Annotated in this window: 19 protein-coding genes; 12 read left to right on the top strand and 7 right to left on the bottom strand. The window is 53.4% G+C overall.

Features of this window, described 5'->3' with window-relative positions:
* Positions 1-139 precede the first annotated feature (139 nt).
* Positions 140-799, top strand: coding sequence for a PEP-CTERM sorting domain-containing protein (locus D9N13_RS18670; RefSeq protein WP_290593161.1), 660 nt, complete (start codon positions 140-142; stop codon positions 797-799).
* A 53-nt stretch (positions 800-852) separates the two neighbouring features.
* On the opposite strand, the gene D9N13_RS18665 is transcribed toward D9N13_RS18670, so the two are convergent.
* Positions 853-1371 (bottom strand): GspH/FimT family pseudopilin, encoded by a 519-nt coding sequence (locus D9N13_RS18665; protein ID WP_290593159.1) that lies wholly within the window; start codon positions 1369-1371, stop codon positions 853-855.
* Positions 1372-1476: 105 nt separating this feature from the next.
* Between D9N13_RS18665 and thiO the strand changes: the two genes are divergently transcribed.
* The gene (gene thiO, locus D9N13_RS18660) at positions 1477-2586 is read left to right on the top strand and encodes a glycine oxidase ThiO (protein ID WP_290593157.1); all 1110 of its coding nucleotides are present in this window, start codon (positions 1477-1479) and stop codon (positions 2584-2586) included.
* Position 2587: 1 nt separating this feature from the next.
* Here thiO and D9N13_RS18655 read toward each other — a convergent pair whose 3' ends face one another.
* Genes D9N13_RS18655 through D9N13_RS18645 form a run of 3 tightly spaced genes read right to left on the bottom strand, consistent with a single transcriptional unit; the run spans position 2588 to position 5836 of the window.
* Positions 2588-3967 carry a sigma-54-dependent transcriptional regulator gene (locus D9N13_RS18655; protein WP_290593156.1) on the bottom strand — a complete coding sequence of 460 codons (1380 nt, stop codon included), beginning with the start codon at positions 3965-3967 and terminating at the stop codon, positions 2588-2590.
* Positions 3968-3969: 2 nt separating this feature from the next.
* Positions 3970-5604: a two-component system sensor histidine kinase NtrB gene (locus D9N13_RS18650; RefSeq protein WP_290593155.1), complete on the bottom strand. Its 1635-nt coding sequence runs from the start codon at positions 5602-5604 to the stop codon at positions 3970-3972.
* The gene (locus D9N13_RS18645; protein ID WP_290593153.1) at positions 5591-5836 is read right to left on the bottom strand and encodes a PP0621 family protein; all 246 of its coding nucleotides are present in this window, start codon (positions 5834-5836) and stop codon (positions 5591-5593) included. Before D9N13_RS18645 ends, D9N13_RS18650 begins: the two co-directional genes overlap by 14 nt.
* 110 nt (positions 5837-5946) lie before the next feature.
* On the opposite strand from D9N13_RS18645, the gene D9N13_RS18640 reads away from it, so the two are divergent.
* Positions 5947-7590 (top strand): NAD+ synthase, encoded by a 1644-nt coding sequence (locus D9N13_RS18640; RefSeq protein ID WP_290593151.1) that lies wholly within the window; start codon positions 5947-5949, stop codon positions 7588-7590.
* Positions 7591-7616: 26 nt separating this feature from the next.
* Here the strand turns inward: D9N13_RS18640 and D9N13_RS18635 are convergent, their stop codons facing one another.
* On the bottom strand, positions 7617-8465 hold the full coding sequence (locus D9N13_RS18635; protein ID WP_290593150.1) for an outer membrane protein assembly factor BamD: 849 nt from the start codon (positions 8463-8465) through the stop codon (positions 7617-7619).
* Between the two features lie 136 nt (positions 8466-8601).
* Between D9N13_RS18635 and rluD the strand changes: the two genes are divergently transcribed.
* From rluD to clpB, 3 genes are all read left to right on the top strand, one after another.
* Positions 8602-9558, top strand: coding sequence for a 23S rRNA pseudouridine(1911/1915/1917) synthase RluD (gene rluD, locus D9N13_RS18630; RefSeq protein ID WP_290593148.1), 957 nt, complete (start codon positions 8602-8604; stop codon positions 9556-9558).
* Complete coding sequence (gene pgeF / locus D9N13_RS18625; RefSeq protein ID WP_290593146.1) at positions 9551-10321, top strand: peptidoglycan editing factor PgeF; 771 nt, start codon at positions 9551-9553, stop codon at positions 10319-10321. The genes rluD and pgeF overlap by 8 nt, the downstream gene beginning before the upstream one ends.
* 125 nt (positions 10322-10446) lie before the next feature.
* Positions 10447-13020 carry an ATP-dependent chaperone ClpB gene (gene clpB / locus D9N13_RS18620; protein ID WP_290593144.1) on the top strand — a complete coding sequence of 858 codons (2574 nt, stop codon included), beginning with the start codon at positions 10447-10449 and terminating at the stop codon, positions 13018-13020.
* Between the two features lie 86 nt (positions 13021-13106).
* On the opposite strand, the gene D9N13_RS18615 is transcribed toward clpB, so the two are convergent.
* Positions 13107-13571, bottom strand: a complete 465-nt coding sequence (locus D9N13_RS18615) for a DUF4124 domain-containing protein (protein WP_290593142.1) — start codon at positions 13569-13571, stop codon at positions 13107-13109.
* A 532-nt stretch (positions 13572-14103) separates the two neighbouring features.
* Here D9N13_RS18615 and D9N13_RS18610 point away from each other — a divergent pair.
* The 6 genes from D9N13_RS18610 (at position 14104) to D9N13_RS18585 (ending at position 20050) form a co-directional block, all read left to right on the top strand.
* Complete coding sequence (locus D9N13_RS18610; RefSeq protein WP_290593140.1) at positions 14104-15825, top strand: acetolactate synthase 3 large subunit; 1722 nt, start codon at positions 14104-14106, stop codon at positions 15823-15825.
* A gap of 2 nt (positions 15826-15827) precedes the next feature.
* Entirely contained in the window at positions 15828-16319 is a 492-nt protein-coding gene (gene ilvN, locus D9N13_RS18605) for an acetolactate synthase small subunit (protein WP_290577542.1), read from the top strand.
* A gap of 65 nt (positions 16320-16384) precedes the next feature.
* Positions 16385-17401: a ketol-acid reductoisomerase gene (gene ilvC / locus D9N13_RS18600; RefSeq protein WP_290593138.1), complete on the top strand. Its 1017-nt coding sequence runs from the start codon at positions 16385-16387 to the stop codon at positions 17399-17401.
* 140 nt (positions 17402-17541) lie between these two features.
* Positions 17542-18417, top strand: a complete 876-nt coding sequence (pssA, locus tag D9N13_RS18595; protein ID WP_290593137.1) for a CDP-diacylglycerol--serine O-phosphatidyltransferase — start codon at positions 17542-17544, stop codon at positions 18415-18417.
* A gap of 56 nt (positions 18418-18473) precedes the next feature.
* Positions 18474-19469 carry a protein-methionine-sulfoxide reductase catalytic subunit MsrP gene (gene msrP / locus D9N13_RS18590; RefSeq protein ID WP_290593135.1) on the top strand — a complete coding sequence of 332 codons (996 nt, stop codon included), beginning with the start codon at positions 18474-18476 and terminating at the stop codon, positions 19467-19469.
* Positions 19470-19492: 23 nt separating this feature from the next.
* On the top strand, positions 19493-20050 hold the full coding sequence (locus D9N13_RS18585; protein WP_290593133.1) for a sulfite oxidase heme-binding subunit YedZ: 558 nt from the start codon (positions 19493-19495) through the stop codon (positions 20048-20050).
* A gap of 104 nt (positions 20051-20154) precedes the next feature.
* On the opposite strand, the gene D9N13_RS18580 is transcribed toward D9N13_RS18585, so the two are convergent.
* A partial coding sequence (locus D9N13_RS18580; RefSeq protein WP_290593131.1) for a hypothetical protein occupies positions 20155-20455 on the bottom strand: 301 nt, incomplete at its 5' end.

Below are 20455 nucleotides of genomic sequence, written 5' to 3'. Positions count from 1 at the left end.
GTGGCTTCTTTTAAAATCAGCAGGTTAAGAACTTAGGTCTGCTAATTGCATCCTTTTTGGGCAAAAAGAGAGCTTTCATTTTATAGTGTAATTTTTGAGTTTGTTTTAAACACAGCAATAGGAAGTGATGGGGTTTTTTATGGTTCTTGTTAAAAAGAGTTTGGTGGGTTCATTGGCTTTGGTGGCCGTAGGGTTGGCAAACAGTGCCAATGCGATTGTCATTGAGCAATCTTTCGGTGTGGAAGATAACTTTAATGGTGAGTTCTTTGTTGGCAACAATTATGGTTTGCTTTCGTTTGCCGAATCGGCCAGTGGGGACGCTCAGCTTACCCAGGGGGATGGATCTGTTTTTTCTGAAGATTCCATGAGTCAGGGGGGCTTTTCCTGGTCTCCTATTGATTTGAGTGGCTACTCCACTATCAACAGTATTCAAATTGAGTATTCCGCTTATGGAGCGTTGCCCGGCGCTGAACTGCGATTGAATGACTATTTCATCGCGAATCCGGAGAGTCAAACTTCATCTGTAGATGCGGCACCAGCTCAGTACGTTTGGACTGAAACGGTGAATGTAAACAGTGACTTGTTCGCTGCTTTGATGGGAGAGGTCCTGACTCTGGATTTTGTGATGGCCAATGTAACAGATGGATGGTCTTTGGACTACATCAATTTCACTATTGATGTAGAGGAGCTCGACGTAGTGGGAGGAGATCCTCAGGCGGTCTCTGAGCCTTTGAGCATTGCCATTTTTGGTCTGGGATTGGCTGCTTTGGGTGTGTCCAGAAAGCGCCGAGTATCCTAAGGAATCTTTCGTCAAAACAATATAAAGGGCTTCTTTTGAAGCCCTTTATTGCATCAGCACCAATTTTCATCCTGTGTGTTCGAGCGTATTTTGGTTTTACCAGAGCCGCTCAATGTAACCTGATATGCGTTTCTTTGCTTACCATCCACCGGGCACAATGTGATGATGGTGTTGTCGAAGGGCGACCATCCATTACTGTTAAAATCGATGTTGGTATTGATAGGGCCATTGTTGGTTTTACTGATCGTTACTTTATCGCTGATGCTCATCGAGGCCAGAATTTGATCCTGCCCATCATTCTCAGCCGGTTTGACAGTGATGATCGAAGATTGCCAGTCATTATCACAGGTTTCACGGTTGGAGCTGCCACACACCACAACGGTGCTGCGTTGTTGGACAGCAGTTAATCGTGATGTTCGTAATAGCTCTAACAAGTTTTCCCCGGTGGTGCGGACCCTGTTCTTTTCGATCATGTCGATAAACGAAGGTGTGGCGAATGCGATCATAATGGCGACGATAACCAGAGTAATCATCAACTCTACGATAGTGAATCCCTTTTCTGCACGTTGCATGGTGCCCCCTTTTAAAGCGCATTCTGAGAAAATGCTGTTTTTAGAATCCCGGTAGATTACCATTTCGTATATCAACACAGAAGTATTGAGAGACGTAAGGTTATTATGACGGATGTTCTGATTATAGGTGGTGGCGTTATAGGATTGCTATTGGCCAAGGAGCTGGTTGAGCGCTCAATCTCGGTCACATTGATTGAGCGCAGCCAGGTGGGGGCAGAGGCTTCCTGGGCCGGGGGCGGTATTGTTTCCCCATTATATCCCTGGAATTATTCGACAGCGGTTACCGCACTTGCTTCGTGGGCGCAACATGCCTATCCCGCTTTGGCTTCTGAGCTGAAAGACGCTACTGGGATTGATCCGGAATTTAATCCCTGTGGATTGTTGATGTTGGATCCTCCCGGCTACAGTGATATTGTCGATTGGGCGCAGCATCACTCCAAGAATTTCAGTTTGATGAATTCGGCACAACTTCTAGAGCATGAGCCGGAGTTAAAGTCGGATTGCCGGCGGGGGGTTTGGTGGCCGGATATTGGTAATATTCGAAACCCTCGATTTTTGCAGAGTTTACACGCTTATCTGGTACAGCACCCTTTATGTCGAATTGATGGCAATGTAGAAGCCCGGGCGTTGCAGCGACTTGATGGTGATCGTGCTCAGGTCGTAACGTCGATCGGTAACCTGCAGGCGGGCAAGGTGGTGGTGTGTGCCGGTGCCTGGGCCGGTGATCTTTTGGTTGATGCGGGTACCCCCTTGAGCATTCAGCCAGTGAAAGGGCAAATGCTGGTATTTGAGCCAAGCCCGGGCCTGATCAATAGTATTATGCTGCATCAGGGGCGGTACCTGATTCCCCGGCTGGATGGGCGCATCGTTGTGGGAAGCACATTGGAACACACGGGGTTCGAGAAAGTGGTAACCAGTGAGGCACGCAATGAGCTATTGGATGTGGCTTATTCATTGGTGCCTGCGCTACGCTCGGTGTCGGTTGAAGCGCATTGGGCGGGCTTGCGCCCAGGCTCTCCTCATGGGATTCCCTACATTGGGGCTATGCCCGGATGGTCAAACCTGTATGTCAACGCTGGGCATTTTCGCAATGGTCTGGTTCTGGCACCAGCATCGGTTAGATTAATGGTCAATCTTCTGTTACAGGAAGAACCGATTGTGGATCCTGCTCCTTATGCGCCGGAAACAGTCCGGCCATCTGCAGACATGTATTGAGTTAATCGTCCGAATCCAATCCCAGCTTTTTCAGGCGGTAGCGCAGTGAGCGAAAGCTCATGCCCAGCTTTTTAGCCGCGGCGGTGCGGTTCCAGCGGGTATCGTCCAAAGCCTTCAAAATGGCCTGCTTTTCGATGTCCGTGAGGTATTCTTCCAGCGAGTCGCCCTCGACGAAATCCGGGATGGCGTGTTCCCCATTGCTGGCGGCACTTGGCTTTGACACCGGCACGCCGTCCGTGGGCAGTTGCAGATGCTCGGGTGTAATGACCTCGTCATCACACAGGGTTACCGCGCGCTCCAGTATGTTTTCGAGTTCCCGCACGTTGCCCGGAAACTGGTATTCTTCCAGGGCCTGTTCTGCCTTTGGGCTGAGTTTGGGCAGTTCCATATCCCAATCTTTGGCCAATGATTGCAGCACGTATTTTGACAGAAATATGATGTCTTCGCCCCGGCTGCGCAATGGTGGTACGGTAACCTGAATAACATTGATGCGGTAGAACAGGTCTTGCCGAAACTCGCCTTCATCGACCAGCTTTGTCAGGTCTTTGTGGGTCGCGCTCAGAATGCGCACATCGGTGGCCACCTCTTTTTGCGAGCCCACCGGCCGCACGGCTTTTTCCTGAATAGCCCGTAATAGTTTGACCTGCATCTGCATGGGTAGGTCAGCCACTTCATCCAGGAACAGCGTGCCGCCCTTTGCGGCTTGAAACAGGCCGGTTTTGTCTTCAAAGGCCCCGGTAAAACTGCCTTTGCGATGCCCAAAGAACTCGCTTTCCATCAGTTCGCTGGGAATGGCACCGCAGTTCACGGGAATAAAGGGGCCTTCGGCGCGGGGGCCCAAACGGTGGATCTCCCTCGCCACCAGTTCTTTGCCGCTGCCGGATTCGCCGTTGATATACACGGGCGCCTGACTGCGGGCCAGCTTCTTGATTTGCACCTGTAGTTTTTTAATTAACGGTGAATGGCCAAGAATAGGGGAGTCACCCTGTTCAGTAACCGGCTCCTGTTTTTCGAATTTCAGTTTCAGCGCGGCATTCACCAGGTCGCGCAGGCGCTGCAGGTCCACCGGTTTGGAGACAAAATCAAAGGCGCCAGCTTTCAGTGCGGTAATAGCCGTTTCCATGCTCCCATAGGCGGTGAGCACGGCCACCGGCAAGCTGGGATAATTGGCCTGGATGAATTTCACCAGATCGATACCGTTACCATCCGGCAGATTCATATCAGTGATGCACAGGTCGAATTTTTCCTGCTCAAGTGATACGTGTGCAGAATCCAGATTGGCTGCGGTAAAGGTTTCAATATCCATTCGCGACAGCGTCAAATCCAGCAATTCACGGATGTCGGGCTCATCATCAACGATTAGTGCTTTGTATTGGCTCATTGTTATATGGTCACTATTCTGGATGGATGGGAGAAGGTTATGCGAAAGCAACTGCCGGTGGAAATGGGGTGATAGTCCAGGCGTGCTTGATTGGCTTCACAAAGCTCCCGGGCAATATAGAGGCCAAGCCCGGTGCCACTCTTTTCTGAAGTGTAGAACGGCTCGAAGATTTTATCCTGTTGCGCAGTCGGTATGCCCGGGCCCTGATCAATGATATCCAGGGTGGGTTGCTCAGATTGAATATTAAAATCGGCAACGACTTTCAGTGTGCGCTTTCCGGTCGCCTGCTCGCTGTATCTTATACCGTTTTGAAACAGATTGGTGAGAACCTGCTGAATCTGCGAGGGATCAATGCGAAACTGGAGATCATCCTGATTGCAGCTGAAGGCGATTTCGCAGGATTGGTCCTGGTTGGTTTGAAAATCGTAGATAAAGCTGGTGAGCCACGCTTTCATATTCAGCAGCTCCGGTTCAGCCTGTTTTCGTCGCGATAATTGTAATACGTTTTCGATTACTTTGTTGGCGCGAATGGTATGTTGATGAATGATTTCACTTAAGCGTGCATCGCCTTTGGTCAGGTCAGTGGATTCGTTTAGCAGTTGGGCGGCATGGCTGATGGCACCCAGAGGATTGCGTATTTCATGGGCAATGCTGGCGGTTAATCCTCCCAGTGAAGCCAGTTTCAGTTGCTGGGCCTGTTGTGCCATGCGTGTGTTGTCGTCCAGGAAGATGAGCACATTGGCTTGGTCGGCGTTTTCCATCATGGTGAAGTTGGCTTGAACTTCCGGGCCTGCGCCGTAGGAGCGAAATGGTTTGGTGCGTTTGAATGGGTCACGTCGCCATGTGGCCAGTTGCTTGCTTAGCTGTGGTGAAAAATTTTCCAGCGACTGGTGTTTGCTCATGGTTGGCATACCGAACATTTTCCAGCAGGCTTCGTTGATCAATACGATATTGTTATCGTTGTCCACTACTACGATCCCGGTGCGCATGCGCTGGATAATCAGGTGGTTCAATTCCTCCAGGTTGGCCAGGTCTTCGGCCTGTCGCCCTGCCAGCGCAGCACTTTCCCGTAATCGGTTGGCAATTTGCTGGGCCAGAAACGAGGTGGCAAAGCAAGCGATGCCGATAAAGGCACTCTGCAGGAAATCGTCCTGCTCAAAACGGTTATGCAGGATTGCGTTCAGAATTTGCTTGTAAAGAATGGCAAGTGTCGCCACTGCGGCGAAAAATGTCGCCAGTTTGCCCTCCACCAGAATGCCGCCGGCAGCCACGGTAACCACCAGCAGAATGGTGAGATTACTGTTGGATTCGCCATTGGCATACTCCAACAGTGCGATGCTGAGAATATCGATGACAATGACGATAAAGATCTGGATGGTGATGCGCCCGGTCTGCAGTCGATTGACGAGCAGGCCGAGCAACGCGAGGACAAAATAGGTGGCAATCGTGGCGAAATACAGGCGTTCATCCAGCCCGATGGATCGCGTGCTCTGGCTGGTTTCCAGAAAGTAGGCGCCCACCAGGCTGAAAGCCAGTGCCAGGCGATACAGCAAATAGACCTGAAGCAGCCGCCACTGGTTTTGGCGAACCTCCGCCAGTGCTGGATCCTGGTGTTTGTCTTTATCAGTCTCGCTCATCGGGGTGCTGATCTAGATAGGCTTGCATGTGTTCATTGCTGCAGAAGAAGTGATCCTTGTGTTTGCAACCTTCCTCCTGGGGCAGGTGTATTCCGCACTGGTCACACTTTTTCATGGCGGCAGGGTTGTTGGCTTGCTTGTTTTCTGACTGGCCTGAGCCGGTGAGTTTGCGGTAGGCAAAGATCAGCAGCCCCACCAATGCCACTAGAATTATTAATCGGATGATCATCATATTGGCTCCCCCTGACTGTTTGGCCTTTGCGCGCGGGTTCGATTTGGCCCAAAATACGCGCTTATTTTGCCAGAGCCGGGCAGTTTATTGATTGTTAGGGTGTAAAATACATGAAAAACAATGATTTACAGATCATTATAGCGCAGTTGGATTTCATGGTTGGGGATATTGACGGTAATGCCACACAAATTTTGCATGCCAGCCGTCGGGCCCGTGATGAATTTCACGCGGATATTATTGTTTTTCCAGAGCTTACACTGACCGGGTATCCCCCGGAAGACCTCTTGTTCCGCGCCAGTATACGAATTCGGGTACAAAAAGCGCTGGCCCGCTTGTGCGCGGATCTGCCCGCCGATATCTACACGCTCATTGGTTACCCTAAAGGCGAGGGCAGCAGCCTCTACAACACGGCCGGGCTGATATACGGCGGCAAACTGGTGGCCGAATATCATAAGCAGGAATTGCCCAACTATCTGGTGTTTGATGAGAAACGCTACTTTCAGCCGGGAAACAGCCCCTGCGTTTTTGACATCAAGGGCCACAGGGTGGGCATCACCATCTGTGAGGATATCTGGCATGAGGGGCCAATGTCACAGGCCCGGGAAGCCGGTGCCCGGCTGATGTTGAATTTGAATGCATCCCCGTTTCACCTGGGTAAAGAGCAGGTACGCAAAAGCCTGTTGGAGATGCGCGCCAGAGAAGGCAACATGCCCATCGTTTATGCCAATCTGGTGGGAGCCCAGGATGAGTTGGTGTTTGATGGGGGATCAGTGGTGGCGGATGCCCAGGGCACCCTTCGGTTCCGCGCACCGGCCTTTGCAGCGGGCCTCTACCCGGTACTGTTGCGGGCAGAAGCCGGCCTTGTACCGGTGGATGCCCCTGTGGCACCGGATCAGACAGTAGAGCAGAGCGCCTACCGGGCGTTGGTGCTGGCGGTGCGGGATTACGTCAACAAAAATGGGTTCAAAGGTGCCGTGCTGGGGTTGTCTGGCGGGGTAGACTCGGCGTTAACCCTGGCAGTGGCGGTTGATGCCTTGGGCGCTGATCGTGTTGAAGCGATCATGATGCCGTTTCGATACACCTCACAGATGAGCCTTGATGATGCCGAAGCCGAGGCGGTGGCATTGGGGGTGAGCTACAAGATACGCCCCATTGAGCCCATGTATGAGGCCTTTATGCAGACCCTGGCACCGGATTTTGCAGGAACGGCGCGGGATACCACAGAGGAAAACCTCCAGGCCCGGTGTCGTGGCGTGATGTTGATGGCGCTATCCAATAAGAAACGCTACATCGTACTAACCACGGGCAACAAAAGTGAAATGGCGGTGGGTTATGCCACGCTCTACGGTGACATGGCCGGCGGGTTCGATGTACTGAAGGATGTACCCAAAACCCTGGTATTCAAACTGTGCGAATACCGCAATCGCCTGACACCGGACAACCCGCCGATCCCGCAGCGGGTTATCGATCGCCCGCCGTCTGCTGAGCTGGCACCGGATCAGAAAGATGAGGACAGTCTGCCGCCCTACCCGGAACTGGATGCCATCCTCGAGATGTATGTGGAACGGGATTTTAGCGCAGATGCCATCGTGGCAGAGGGGTATGAGCGGGAGATCGTGCAGAAGGTGATTCGGCTGGTGGATTTGAATGAGTACAAGCGCCGTCAGGCGGCGATAGGTGCACGTATTACGTCCCGTGCGTTCGGGCGTGATCGGCGCTATCCGGTCACCTGCAAGTGGCCAGCGGGGGAATAGATCTGCCGCCGGCCGCTACGGCTCAGTCAGTCAATCAGGCCAAAGGTGAGCACGCTCCACATTGAGCGGCCGCCGTGCTGGGTTTTGTCATATTCGAAAGCCCCGCTGGCCAGCCTGGGATGATCGGGAAAATTCGCTTTCAACACTTCCACAGTACTGGCGCGCAGATCCGGTTGATCCAGCTCGGTGTAGGCCTCCGCCATGATCACCAGGGCATCTGCAACCGAGGGGCTGGTATCAAAATTCTCTACCACATAGCGGCCACGGTTTGCCGCTGCAACGAAGGCCCCGCGCCGCATGTAGAATGACGCAGCACGCAGCTCATAGGCCGCCAGCAGGTTGCGCAGGTAAATCATGCGCTGACGGGCATCAGCGGCGTAAACGCTGTTTGGAAAACGATTAATGAGGCGGTTGAAATCCTCGAACGATTCCCGTGCCGGCCCCATGTCCCGCTCCGAAAAGTCGCTGGGAATAAAACGCTCCAGCAACCCCCGATCCACGCTGTAGGAGGCCAGGCCCTTCATATAATAGGCATAGTCCAGTTGCGGATGATCCGGGTGAGTGTTGATAAACCGCTCTGCGGTGGCCGCCGAGGCCTCATAGTCCAGTGCCCGGTAGTGGCAGTAAATCAGATCCAGTTTGGCCTGGGATGCATAACGGCCAAACGGGTAGCGGGATTCAAGGCCCTGCAGCCGGTCAATGGCCAGTGTCATGTTGTTGGCGTCGATGGCGGATTGGGCTTCTTCATAAAACTGGCGTTCGGAAAGCTGTGGTGTTTTAGGGGCAGACGAGCAGGCTGCCAACAGTGCCAGCAATGAGATCAGCAGGCCCAGCAGAGGTACGCGTAGAAAGAAAGAAGTTCGCCAAATCAACATAGGGTATGGGTGTCCACGATTTTAGAATTCTTGAAGCGGGCCATTATAGCCACAATGAGCTGTCAGAACAGCAAAGTCAGGTTTCCGGGCCCAAACTGAGGTAAAATATCCGACCCGATCATGATGAGAGAGTTCCATGCCCCAACAAATACAACTCAGCGCCAGGGTAAATGATCAGCAGGCCGGACAGCGGCTGGATCAGGTTGCTGCCGAGCTGTTTCCCGATTATTCCCGTTCCCGACTGCAAAGCTGGATCAAGAGCGGTGAGCTCACCGTGGATGGGCAAACCCGGAAGCCCCGGGAGAAGGTAATCGGCGGAGAGTGCCTGCAGGTTGATGCCGAGCTGGAGGCGGAGCAGAGTTGGGAGCCCCAGGCTATTGACCTGGACATTGTCTACGAAGATGAGCATCTGCTGGTGATCAACAAGCCCGCCGGTTTGGTGGTGCATCCGGCAGCGGGCAACCGCGACAGCACGCTGCTCAATGCGTTGTTGCACCACTCGCCGGATCTGGCAACTATTCCGCGCGCTGGGATCGTGCACCGGATCGATAAGGATACAACCGGGTTGCTGGTGGTGGCCAAAACCCTAAAGGCCCATGCCTCTCTGGTGGATCAACTGCAGGAAAAGACCGCCTTTCGTGAATACGAAGCCATCGTCCAGGGTGTGATGACCGGTGGTGGTGTGGTGGATGAGCCCATTGGCCGTCACCCCTCCCAGCGAACCCGTCAGGCGGTGAGCCATTCCGGCAAGCCTGCGGTGACCCATTACCGCCTGATTGAGCGATTTCGCGCCCACACACACATCCGTGTGCAATTGGAAACCGGCCGGACCCATCAGATTCGCGTCCATATGGCGTATATTCAGTACCCCTTGCTGGGCGATCCCACCTACGGAGGGCGCTTGCGGCTGCCCAAGGGTGCCACTGCGGAGCTGATTGAGGCATTGCGTCAGTTCAAGCGGCAGGCCCTGCACGCCAGGAAGTTGGGTGTCCAGCACCCTGAGAGCGGTGAATATTGCCAGTGGGAATCGCCTTTACCGGACGATTTCAAGGCTATGATCACGGTGTTAAGGGCGGATGCAGCCGATGCTTGATGCCGCCCTGGTTCGGCACTGGCTGCAACCGGACTGGCAGGTGCCGGGTGTGCGGGCCTGGTGCACCACTCGGGCCGGTCAACTGAGCCGGCCACCTTATGATGGCTTTAATACCGCCAGTCATGTGGGAGATGATCCGGAGTCCGTGGCCCGCTGTCGCCGTGCACTGGCTGATTACTTTGCCTGGTCCAGGCCACCACAATGGTTGCGCCAGGTTCATGGCATAGCGGTTGTGGACGCCGCTCCCTATGGTGCGAAACCTGAAGATGGTGCGGAACCTGAAGCGGATGCCGTTTATACCCGTGAGCCGGAGCAGGTGTGTACCCTGCACACCGCAGATTGCCTGCCGGTGTTCTTTGCGGCGGCGGACGGCTCGGAAGTGGCCCTGGCCCATGCCGGCTGGCGCGGCCTGGCCGCCGGTGTGCTGGAAGCGGCCCTTGCAAAGTTCGGAACGGACCCCTATTTAATTAAGGTATGGCTGGGTCCGGCAATCAGCCAACCGGCCTTTGAAGTCGGTGATGACGTGAGGGACGTGTTTCTCAAACAGTCGACTGACTACAGTGGCTTTTTTCAGGCCAATGAGCGTGGCCGCTGGCAGGGTGACCTCTATGGCCTGGCCCGTGTTCGCCTCAACAAATGGGGTGTTCAGCACATCACCGGTGGGGGCTTCTGCACCTATACCGATCCCCGTTTTTTCTCCTTTCGACGGCAACCGGTGACCGGCCGCCTGCTGTCCATGATCTGGATTGATCCAGCTCAATAAATTCCTTCATCTCACGGCCCTAAAATCAATACGCCCATTGAAAAAGCGTTTATTTGCCCCCAAATTGTAAAGCAGTTTAATAGGGCGTGTAAGTACGCCGTACAATAAGTTTATGAGGGTGTTACATGCGAATTGACCGATTGACCAGTAAGCTGCAGATGGCGCTATCCGATGCCCAATCGATAGCCGTAGGTCGTGACCATAATTTTATTGAGCCGGTCCATGTTTTATCGGCCATGGTGGAGGACAGCAGCGGCAGCATTAAACCGTTGCTGGCTCAGGCCGGTGTCAATGTGGGCCAGTTGAAAGATGAAATCACCGCCCAGTTGATCCGCCTGCCGCAGGTACAGAATCACGACGGTGATGTGCACATGTCCAATGACATGGGGCGTATTCTCAATGTGGCGGATAAATATGCCCAACAGCGTGGAGATAAATACATCTCCAGCGAAATCGTGGTGTTGGCCATGGTGGAGGACAAGGGTGTTACCGGCCAAATATTCAAAAAACTGGGCGTCACCAAGCAGGACTTGGAAACCGCCATTGAAAAGGTTCGTGGGGGTGAACAGGTGAACGATCCCAATGCAGAAGAATCCCGTCAGGCGCTGGAAAAATACACGTTAGACCTGACCAAACGCGCCGCGGATGGCAAGCTGGATCCGGTCATCGGGCGTGATGATGAAATCCGTCGCACCATCCAGGTGTTGCAGCGCCGGACCAAAAACAATCCTGTGCTCATTGGTGAGCCCGGTGTGGGTAAAACCGCCATTGTGGAAGGCCTGGCGCAACGGGTTGTTAATGGCGAGGTGCCCGAAGGGCTGAAAAACAAGCGTGTACTGTCCCTGGACATGGGCTCCCTGTTGGCAGGGGCCAAATACCGGGGCGAGTTCGAGGAGCGATTGAAGTCGGTACTCAATGAATTGGCCAAGGAAGAGGGCAGCGTGATCCTCTTTATCGACGAGCTGCACACCATGGTGGGAGCAGGTAAGAGCGAAGGCGCCATGGATGCCGGCAACATGCTGAAACCCGCTCTGGCCCGCGGCGAGCTGCACTGTGTGGGCGCCACCACGCTGGATGAGTACCGACAGTACATTGAAAAGGATGCGGCACTGGAGCGTCGTTTCCAGAAAGTGCTGGTGGACCAGCCCTCGGTGGAAGACACCATTGCCATTCTGCGCGGCCTCAAAGAACGTTATGAAGTTCACCATGGGGTGAACATCACCGACTCGGCGATTGTGGAAGCCGCCAAACTGTCTCAGCGCTACATTACAGATCGTCAATTGCCGGACAAGGCCATCGATTTGGTCGACGAAGCCGCCAGTCGTATACGTATGGAAATGGACTCCAAACCGGAAGAACTGGATCGGCTGGAGCGTCGTCTCATCCAGCTTAAAATGGAGCGCGAAGCGCTGAAGAAAGAGGAAGACGAGGCCTCCCGAAAGCGCCTCGACAAGCTAAACGACGATATCGATGGCATCGAGAGAGAGTACGCGGATCTGGATGAAGTATGGACCGCGGAAAAGGCCTCCCTGCATGGCAGCCAACAGGTGAAAGCCGATCTGGAGCAGGCTCGAATCGATTTGGAGCAGGCCCGCCGCAGTGGCGATCTGACCAAAATGTCCGAGCTGCAGTATGGCCGTATTCCGGAACTGGAAAAGCAGTTGGACATGGCAGCGCAAGCGGAAATGATGGAAATGAAATTGCTGCGCAATAAAGTAACTGAGGAGGAGATCGCTGAAGTCGTATCCAAGTGGACCGGCATCCCGGTATCCAAGATGTTGGAAGGCGAGCGTGAAAAGCTGTTGAAAATGGAGGCAGCCCTGCATCAGCGGGTGGTAGGGCAGGATGAAGCCATCAAAGCCGTATCCGATGCTATCCGGCGCTCCCGTGCCGGCTTGTCCGATCCCAACCGACCCAATGGTTCCTTCCTGTTCCTCGGTCCCACCGGGGTGGGCAAAACCGAGTTGTGCAAGGCGTTGGCCACATTCCTCTTCGATACCGAAGAGGCCTTGGTGCGTATCGATATGTCGGAGTTCATGGAGAAGCATTCTGTGGCGCGACTGATCGGTGCGCCTCCCGGGTATGTGGGGTACGAGGAGGGTGGTTACCTGACGGAAAGCGTGCGCCGTAAACCCTATTCGGTGATTCTGCTGGATGAGGTGGAAAAAGCGCATCCCGATGTGTTCAATATCCTGTTACAGGTGTTGGAGGATGGCCGCCTGACCGATGGCCAGGGCCGGACAGTGGATTTCCGTAACACGGTGATTGTGATGACCTCGAACATGGGGTCTGACGTGATCCAAACGATGGCGGGCGAGGAGCAGTACGACCGTATGAAGGCCGCCGTCATGGATATCGTGGCAACCCACTTCCGTCCGGAGTTAATCAACCGGATCGATGAGCTGGTGGTGTTCCACCCGCTGGTGAATGAACAGATTCGCGGCATTGCCGAGATTCAGCTGGCCAATCTGCGCAAGCGCTTGGCGGAGCGTGATCTGTCGCTGGAATTATCCGATGAGGTAATGGCCAAACTGGTGGAGGCTGGATTTGACCCGGTGTATGGCGCCCGGCCCTTGAAGCGCGCGATCCAGCGGGAGATTGAAAACCCACTGGCCCAATCCATACTGAGTGGCGAGTTCTTACCGGGTGAAACCATTGTGGCCCGAATGGACGAAGATCGGATCTGCTTTTCCAAATAAAGGCCGCTCATTGGCCATAAAAAAAGCCTGGTTTCATACCAGGCTTTTTTTATGGCGGGCCTCATGAACCGGTCTGGTTTGAGGGTTTACACTCCCTTGCAGTTCTCGGCGATGTATTTTTCGATTTCGCTCTGCCTGTTTTGAATCTCATCGTCGTTCAGGTAACGGATTTGACCATTGTCGTCGGTCACTTTCACCCGTCGGTTCGCTTTCAGCTGAGACAGGTTCTGGCGCTGAATCTTGCAGTTGTTCTCCATGATCTTCCGGTTTTCTTTTTCAATCGCCGACTCTTCATCCGCCTGGGGGGGGTTACTGGTTTCCTCGGCGGCTTTGCGCTTGGCTTCCAGCGCCTCGATGGCCTGCTTCTGGTCGCTGGAGGCGCCGGTTTTAACATTGACCACGGCGGCGGTCTCCGTATCCGGTGGACTTTCGCCATAATGAGTCACGCCTTCGCTATCCACCCATTTATAGTACTTGCCCGCATAAGCGGCCGGCGACAGTAACAAGGCCAGGCAGAGTGCCGACAACAGAAATATTGGTTTTTTTATCATGACGTTGCTCTGATCTGTGAAGTAACTACTGTAACTATAGCTGTTTAAACGTGTGGTTCGCATAATTTCCCGCCGATTTTGTGAATTCATCAACGCTATTACCGAAGTATAGATTAACCCCTCCTAAGTTCATGGTTTTCAACGTAAAGGGACTCTATTGACAAAATTTCCATCCATGTCAAGATATGCGGCTCACTGAGGTGGGTGCAGATTGGCGGGAGATACCTTGCCAGGCTGCGCTAGAGCGAGAGTATCGCCACTTTTAGGCATAAGCCGTAGCCGGTTTTACTGCCATATCCCGTCGATCTCGCTAGATAAATCATAGGCTTAACAGCGTATGAGGTAATCAGGCCAAAACCCCTGTGCCTTGATTGCCAAGCTAGCTTTGACCCACAGGCCACCTGGATTTGAATTGAATTTCGACCGGTGTGGAACTGACATTCATGACTTTAATTGGTTTGTAACAGGCTTGGGCATGGGCGAATCGGCCAGTGGGGCTGATGCTGAGTGCTCAAGATTAAGGTGTGAGATCGTGGAACTTCTATCAGGCGCAGAGATGCTCGTTCGGGCTTTGAAGGACGAGGGTGTTGAAACCATATTCGGTTACCCGGGCGGTGCCGTACTGCATATCTATGACGCGCTGTTTCAACAAAAAAGCATTACCCATGTACTGGTTCGTCACGAACAGGCTGCTGCCCATATGGCAGATGCCTTTTCCCGTTGCAGCGGCACCACCGGTGTCGTGTTGGCAACATCGGGCCCAGGTGCCACCAATACCGTAACCGGCATTGCCACGGCCTACATGGACTCCATTCCCATGGTCATCATCACCGGCCAGGTCCAGTCTGACTGGATCGGCGATGATGCCTTCCAGGAAACGGATATCGTTGGTGTCACTCGACCCATTGTCAAGCACAGCTTCATGGTAAAGAAGACCGAAGATATTCCGGCCACCATTAAAAAGGCATTCTATATTGCCAGCACCGGTCGCCCTGGCCCGGTACTGGTGGATATTCCCAAGGATCTGACCAATCCAGCGGTGACCTACGAATACAGCTACCCCTCCAAGGTCAAGTTGCGTTCCTACAATGTGGTTTCCAAAGGGCATTCAGGCCAGATCAAGAAGGCTGTGGATCTGTTGATGGCGGCAAAGCGCCCCATTTTCTACACCGGTGGCGGTGTGGTGCAGGGTAATTCTGCGGCGGAACTTACTGAGCTGGTTCGAAAAATGGGGTTTCCCTGTACCAACACCCTGATGGGGTTGGGTGGCTTTCCTGGCGACGATCCCCTGTTCGTGGGGATGCTGGGTATGCACGGCACCTATGAGGCCAACATGGCCATGCATCATGCGGACGTGGTAATGGCCATTGGTGCCCGATTCGACGATCGGGTAACTAACCATACCGGCAAGTTCTGCCCCAATGCGAAAATCATTCACGTGGACGTGGACCCTGCATCCATTGCCAAAAACATTCCTGTAGATATCCCCATTGTGGGGCCGGTGGATCAGGTGTTGAAAGAGATGCTGGATCAGCTGGAAAAGACCGAAGACAAACCGGACCTGCAGGCGCTGGAAGCCTGGTGGAAACAGATCGATGCCTGGCGTGCCTACCATGGCTTGCGTTATGAAACCAAGCCTGATGTTTTGAAGCCGCAAACAGTCATTGAGGAGTTGTACCGGGTCACCAACGGCGAAGCCATCATTACCTCGGATGTGGGTCAGCATCAAATGTTTGCCGCCCAGTACTACAAGTACAAGTATCCGCGCCAGTGGATCAATTCCGGTGGTTTGGGCACCATGGGCTTCGGCCTGCCCGCCGCCATGGGCTGTCTGGTAGCAAAACCGGACAAGACGGTGGCCTGTGTTACAGGAGAAGGCAGTATCCAGATGAATATTCAGGAGCTGTCCACCTGCCTGCAGTACCATTTCCCGGTCAAAATCGTGAACCTGAACAATCAGTCCCTGGGGATGGTGCGCCAGTGGCAGGACATGCAGTATCAGGGGCGTCATTCCAGTTCAACCTATGAGGAATCACTGCCGGATTTCATCAAGCTGGCGGAGTCATACGGGCATGTAGGTATTCGGGTGACCAAACCGGATCAGCTGCAGGGCGCCATGGAAGAAGCATTCTCGCTTAAAGATCGCCTGGTGTTCCTCGATATTTCCGTGGATCCCACAGAGCACGTATACCCAATGCAGATAAAAGAAGGCTCCATGCGCGACATGTGGCTCAGCAAAACGGAGCGTACCTGATCATGCGACGAATCATTTCAATTCTGATGGAAAACGAACCAGGTGCTCTGTCGCGCGTGGTGGGATTATTCTCCCAGCGTGGTTACAACATTGAAACGTTAACAGTGGCACCCACCAATGATCCGACCTTGTCGCGGTTGACTTTGACGACGTCAGGCTCGGATCGCACCATCGAGCAAATCACCAAGCAGCTGAATAAGCTGATTGAAGTGGTAAAGCTGGTGGATCTCAGCGAAGGCGCCCACATTGAGCGTGAATTAATGCTGGTTAAGCTCAAGGCTACCGGCGCTCAACGCGCTGAAATTAAACGCACAGCCGATATATTCCGCGGCCAGATAGTGGATGTGACCAGTTCCGTTTATACCGTGCAGCTTGCCGGCGCCAGCGACAAACTGGATGCGTTCCTCGAGTCCGTAGGGGAGGCCTCCATCCTGGAGGTGGTGCGTTCCGGCGTGTCCGGTATTGCCCGCGGCGATAAGGTGCTGGCGCTTTAGTTCAGCGAACAACAGAAACCAATTTCATTACTGCGAAGACTGCATTTACAGATAGAGGAAGACTCATGCAAGTTTATTACGACAAAGATTGCGACCTTTCCATCATCCAGGGCAAAAAAGTTGCGATCATCGGATATGGCTCACAAGGCCATGCACACGCCAATAACCTGAAAGACTCCGGCGTCGACGTCGTAGTGGCGCTGCGTGAAGGTTCGGCTTCCGCTACCAAGGCCGAGGCCGCGGGTTTAAGTGTTAAGTCGGTGCCGGAAGCGGTGCAGTGGGCTGATCTGATTATGATTCTGACCCCGGATGAGTTTCAGGCCCAGCTCTACAAGAATGAAATCGAGCCCAATCTGAAACAGGGTGCAACGCTGGCTTTTGCCCATGGCTTTGCCATCCACTACAACCAGGTGGTTCCGCGAGCGGATCTTGACGTCATCATGGTTGCTCCCAAGGCGCCCGGTCATACCGTGCGTTCAGAGTTTGTAAAAGGGGGTGGCATCCCTGATTTGATCGCAATCTATCAGGATGCATCCGGTAACGCCAAGAACGTTGCGTTGTCCTACGCTTCCGGCGTGGGCGGTGGCCGTACCGGTATCATCGAAACCACCTTCAAAGATGAAACCGAAACCGATCTGTTCGGTGAGCAGGCCGTGCTGTGCGGTGGCGCTGTCGAGCTGGTTAAGGCAGGTTTTGAAACCTTGGTTGAAGCGGGCTATGCCCCTGAGATGGCCTACTTTGAATGTTTGCACGAGCTGAAACTGATCGTCGATCTGATGTATGAAGGCGGTATTGCCAACATGAACTACTCCATTTCCAACAATGCGGAATATGGTGAGTACGTAACCGGTCCTGAGGTCATCAATGATCAGTCTCGGGCTGCCATGCGCAATGCGCTAAAGCGCATTCAGGATGGCGAGTATGCCAAAATGTTCATATCTGAAGGGGCTCACAACTACCCATCAATGACTGCATACCGCCGTAATAACGCCGCGCATCCTATTGAGCAGGTTGGTGCCAAATTACGTGAGATGATGCCGTGGATTCAGGCCAACAAAATCATCGATAAATCCAAGAACTGATTGGAATCCGGTGCAACAAAAGGCGCGGCATATGCCGCGTTTTTTGTTTCCTGTGTTTAATTGGTGGTAATACGGTTGCAAAATGGTGGCTAAGCCATCACAACATATCGAATAACGGAGCAAAACGATAGGGTGCGGATATGGTAGAGAAAGTGAACCAGCCAGAAGAAGCCGGTACAGGCCAGGTCGACAGCGGGCACCAGCAACCCGAAGACTCGGTGAAAGCGTCTGACACAGCCGGTGAGCACCATGATTTCGATGAATATGAAGGTGTGACCTTCGAGGTGGTCGAAGGCGAGGAGCTGGAAGGGGGCAGGAAAATTCGCCGCCGGGGCATTTACCTGTTACCTAACCTGTTCACGACAGGAGCACTGTTCTCTGGTTTTTACGCCATAGTGGCCGCCATGAATGGCATGTTCGAACAATCCGCAATTGCTGTGTTTGTTGCCATGATTCTCGATGGTCTGGATGGCCGGGTTGCCCGTATGACCAATACTCAGAGCGAGTTTGGCGCGCAATACGATAGTCTTTCTGATTGCATCTCTTTTGGGGTGGCTCCGGCTTTGGTGTCTTATTCCTGGTCCCTTTCCAGTCTGGGCAAGATCGGCTGGATGGTGGCGTTTGTGTTTGCTGCCTGTGCCGCATTGCGGCTGGCCCGTTTCAACGTACAGATCGACACTGCGGATAAACGTTACTTCACTGGCCTGCCAAGCCCGGCGGCGGCAGCGGTGGTGGCGGGCATGGTTTGGTTCGGCACTGAGCACGGATTGGATGGACAGTCCATTGCCATCGTGGCGGCCTTGATCACGGCATTTGCGGCTGTGATGATGGTCAGCAATATAAAATACAACTCGTTTAAGGAGCTGGATTTCAAGGGGCGGGTGCCTTTCGTGGCCATTCTGGTTGTCGTTCTGGTATTGGCAGTGATTGCCTCCTATCCGGCAGGGGTCTTGCTGGCTATTTTTCTGGTGTATGCCCTCAGTGGTCCGTTGCTGTTTTTCCGGCGAAAGAAGTGAAACATTGATGGCTGCCCTGCGTCTAATCGGTAATGGATGGACAATGGGAGCCCCCGATGCTGATCAAATCGAAAGACAAAGCAACACCCAAATCCTTTGAGATAACCCCTGAAACCAGTTACTGGTCACGTCGGGAGTGGCTGAAATCAGCCGGCATCCTGGGCGCCGGGCTGGCTGCTTTTGGTGGTGCGCCGTTACCGGCTATGGCTAAGGATCAAAATTGGCAGGCCATACTCAACGATAAGTTAGCCAGTAGTAAAAAGTGGCCTCATTCGGCTCAGGAAGAGCTCACGCCGTATAAAGACGTAATCAGCTACAACAATTTCTACGAGTTTGGTACGGGCAAAAGTGACCCGGTGGAGAACAGCAAGGATTTCAAGGTTGACCCCTGGCGGGTTCAGATTACCGGTGAAGTGGGTAAGCCGGGCCATTACACGTTGGAAGATATATTTCGTCCCCACGCACTGGAGGATCGGGTATACCGGTTTCGATGTGTTGAGGCCTGGTCTATGGTGGTGCCCTGGGTCGGGTTTCCCCTGGGGGATCTGTTAAAGCGCTTCGAGCCTGGCTCCAAAGCCAAATACGTGCGCTTTGAGACCCTGGTGGACCCGGATCGCTTTCCAGCCCAGCGCTTTGCACGATCGACCATTCCATGGCCCTATGTGGAAGGGCTGCGCATGGATGAAGCCATGCATCCACTTACGCTCATGGTAGTGGGTGTCTACGGTAAAACGCTGCTCCCCCAGAACGGTGCGCCCCTGCGCTTGATGGTGCCCTGGAAGTACGGCTTCAAGAGCATCAAATCGATTGTGAAAATAGAGTTTCTGGAGCAGGAGCCTGATACCACCTGGCAGCGGCTTGCCTCCCGTGAATACGGCTTCTATGCCAATGTTAATCCCCAGGTGGACCATCCACGCTGGAGCCAGAAGCGGGAACGACGCTTGCCTAACAGCATATGGGATCCAAACTGGGTACCTACCCAGAAATTCAACGGCTATGAAGAGCAGGTGGCACCGTTGTACGCGGGAATGAACCTGCGTACCCACTTTTAGTTTAATGCCGCGAGGGTTTCTTGATGCGCGCCGTGTTTCATGCTGCTTCCCTGTTGCCTTTATTGTGGCTTGTGTATCTGGTTGCCACCGGTCAGATCGGGGCAGATCCCGCTGAACGGATCGTTCGATACCTGGGGTTAACCGGAGCCTGCTTTCTATGGGCGTGTCTCACCATGACCCCGCTGCGTCTGCTCAGCGGAAGATCAGTGTGGATCTCTTACCGCAGAGGCCTGGGCCTATGGGCATTTTTCTATCTATCCATCCACTTGCTCTCGTTTATAGTTATGTGGGCTGGTTTAGATGTGCAGATTCTGCTAGAAGAGGTCACTGAAAGGCCCTATGTCTACCTGGGATTGTTCGGCTGGCTGTTAATGGTACCTTTGGCATTCACGTCCACCCGTAGCGCCCGACGGCGCCTTGGAAAAAGCTGGATTAAGTTGCATCGGCTCATCTACCCCGTCGCCTTGCTGGGTTTGGCCCACATGCTTTGGATCGCCAAACTGGATTATTTGCAAGTATCGATATTTGGGGGGCTTCTGTTCATGCTGTTTTTCTGCCGCTGGTTCTATCGAAAGAATTAATTCTGCAAAGCGCGCTCACCCTGTCTACACTCTTTTAACGCTGTTGATTCAGTGCTTGATTTTGCTGGAGACTACGTCCCATCCGGGCTGTAAATCAGCCAGAATCAAAGATATTGGTTTTGCCATTTAATCAAGTCTAAGATATTGAAAATTTGGTTAAAAAAGTCGTTGACGGGGCGGGTTGAGGCCCTATAATGCGCACCACTTCGACGGGGAAGTTGCTCGAATACAGGGTGGCGGAGGCGTTGAAGGGCGCAGGCTGAGGCACAGCAGTCCAGGCGGCGCAGCGTATTACACCCTAAGGTGTTGATCAGGTTTAAAAACAGGTTGACACGGTGTTGGGAGGGAGTAGAATACGCGTCCTTGCTTGAAGAGGGCAAGGTTAAAAAGACGTTCTTTAACAAT

It is taken from the genome of Ketobacter sp. GenoA1, from assembly GCF_003671475.1.
In the GTDB taxonomy this organism is placed as follows: domain Bacteria; phylum Pseudomonadota; class Gammaproteobacteria; order Pseudomonadales; family Ketobacteraceae; genus Ketobacter.
This window is presented reverse-complemented; position numbering and strand designations above follow the sequence as displayed.

What these genes read in the sequence shown, in the direction of transcription:
- D9N13_RS18615 (WP_290593142.1), bottom strand. Translation starts at nt 13,571, where the DNA reads ATGATAAAAAAACCAATATTTCTGTTGTCGGCACTCTGCCTGGCCTTG.
- pssA (WP_290593137.1), top strand. Translation starts at nt 17,542, where the DNA reads ATGGTAGAGAAAGTGAACCAGCCAGAAGAAGCCGGTACAGGCCAGGTC.
- rluD (WP_290593148.1), top strand. Translation starts at nt 8,602, where the DNA reads ATGCCCCAACAAATACAACTCAGCGCCAGGGTAAATGATCAGCAGGCC.
- D9N13_RS18640 (WP_290593151.1), top strand. Translation starts at nt 5,947, where the DNA reads ATGAAAAACAATGATTTACAGATCATTATAGCGCAGTTGGATTTCATG.
- D9N13_RS18650 (WP_290593155.1), bottom strand. Translation starts at nt 5,604, where the DNA reads ATGAGCGAGACTGATAAAGACAAACACCAGGATCCAGCACTGGCGGAG.
- thiO (WP_290593157.1), top strand. Translation starts at nt 1,477, where the DNA reads ATGACGGATGTTCTGATTATAGGTGGTGGCGTTATAGGATTGCTATTG.
- ilvC (WP_290593138.1), top strand. Translation starts at nt 16,385, where the DNA reads ATGCAAGTTTATTACGACAAAGATTGCGACCTTTCCATCATCCAGGGC.
- D9N13_RS18635 (WP_290593150.1), bottom strand. Translation starts at nt 8,465, where the DNA reads ATGTTGATTTGGCGAACTTCTTTCTTTCTACGCGTACCTCTGCTGGGC.
- D9N13_RS18665 (WP_290593159.1), bottom strand. Translation starts at nt 1,371, where the DNA reads ATGCAACGTGCAGAAAAGGGATTCACTATCGTAGAGTTGATGATTACT.
- pgeF (WP_290593146.1), top strand. Translation starts at nt 9,551, where the DNA reads ATGCTTGATGCCGCCCTGGTTCGGCACTGGCTGCAACCGGACTGGCAG.
- D9N13_RS18585 (WP_290593133.1), top strand. Translation starts at nt 19,493, where the DNA reads ATGCGCGCCGTGTTTCATGCTGCTTCCCTGTTGCCTTTATTGTGGCTT.
- D9N13_RS18670 (WP_290593161.1), top strand. Translation starts at nt 140, where the DNA reads ATGGTTCTTGTTAAAAAGAGTTTGGTGGGTTCATTGGCTTTGGTGGCC.
- D9N13_RS18655 (WP_290593156.1), bottom strand. Translation starts at nt 3,967, where the DNA reads ATGAGCCAATACAAAGCACTAATCGTTGATGATGAGCCCGACATCCGT.
- clpB (WP_290593144.1), top strand. Translation starts at nt 10,447, where the DNA reads ATGCGAATTGACCGATTGACCAGTAAGCTGCAGATGGCGCTATCCGAT.
- msrP (WP_290593135.1), top strand. Translation starts at nt 18,474, where the DNA reads ATGCTGATCAAATCGAAAGACAAAGCAACACCCAAATCCTTTGAGATA.
- D9N13_RS18645 (WP_290593153.1), bottom strand. Translation starts at nt 5,836, where the DNA reads ATGATGATCATCCGATTAATAATTCTAGTGGCATTGGTGGGGCTGCTG.
- ilvN (WP_290577542.1), top strand. Translation starts at nt 15,828, where the DNA reads ATGCGACGAATCATTTCAATTCTGATGGAAAACGAACCAGGTGCTCTG.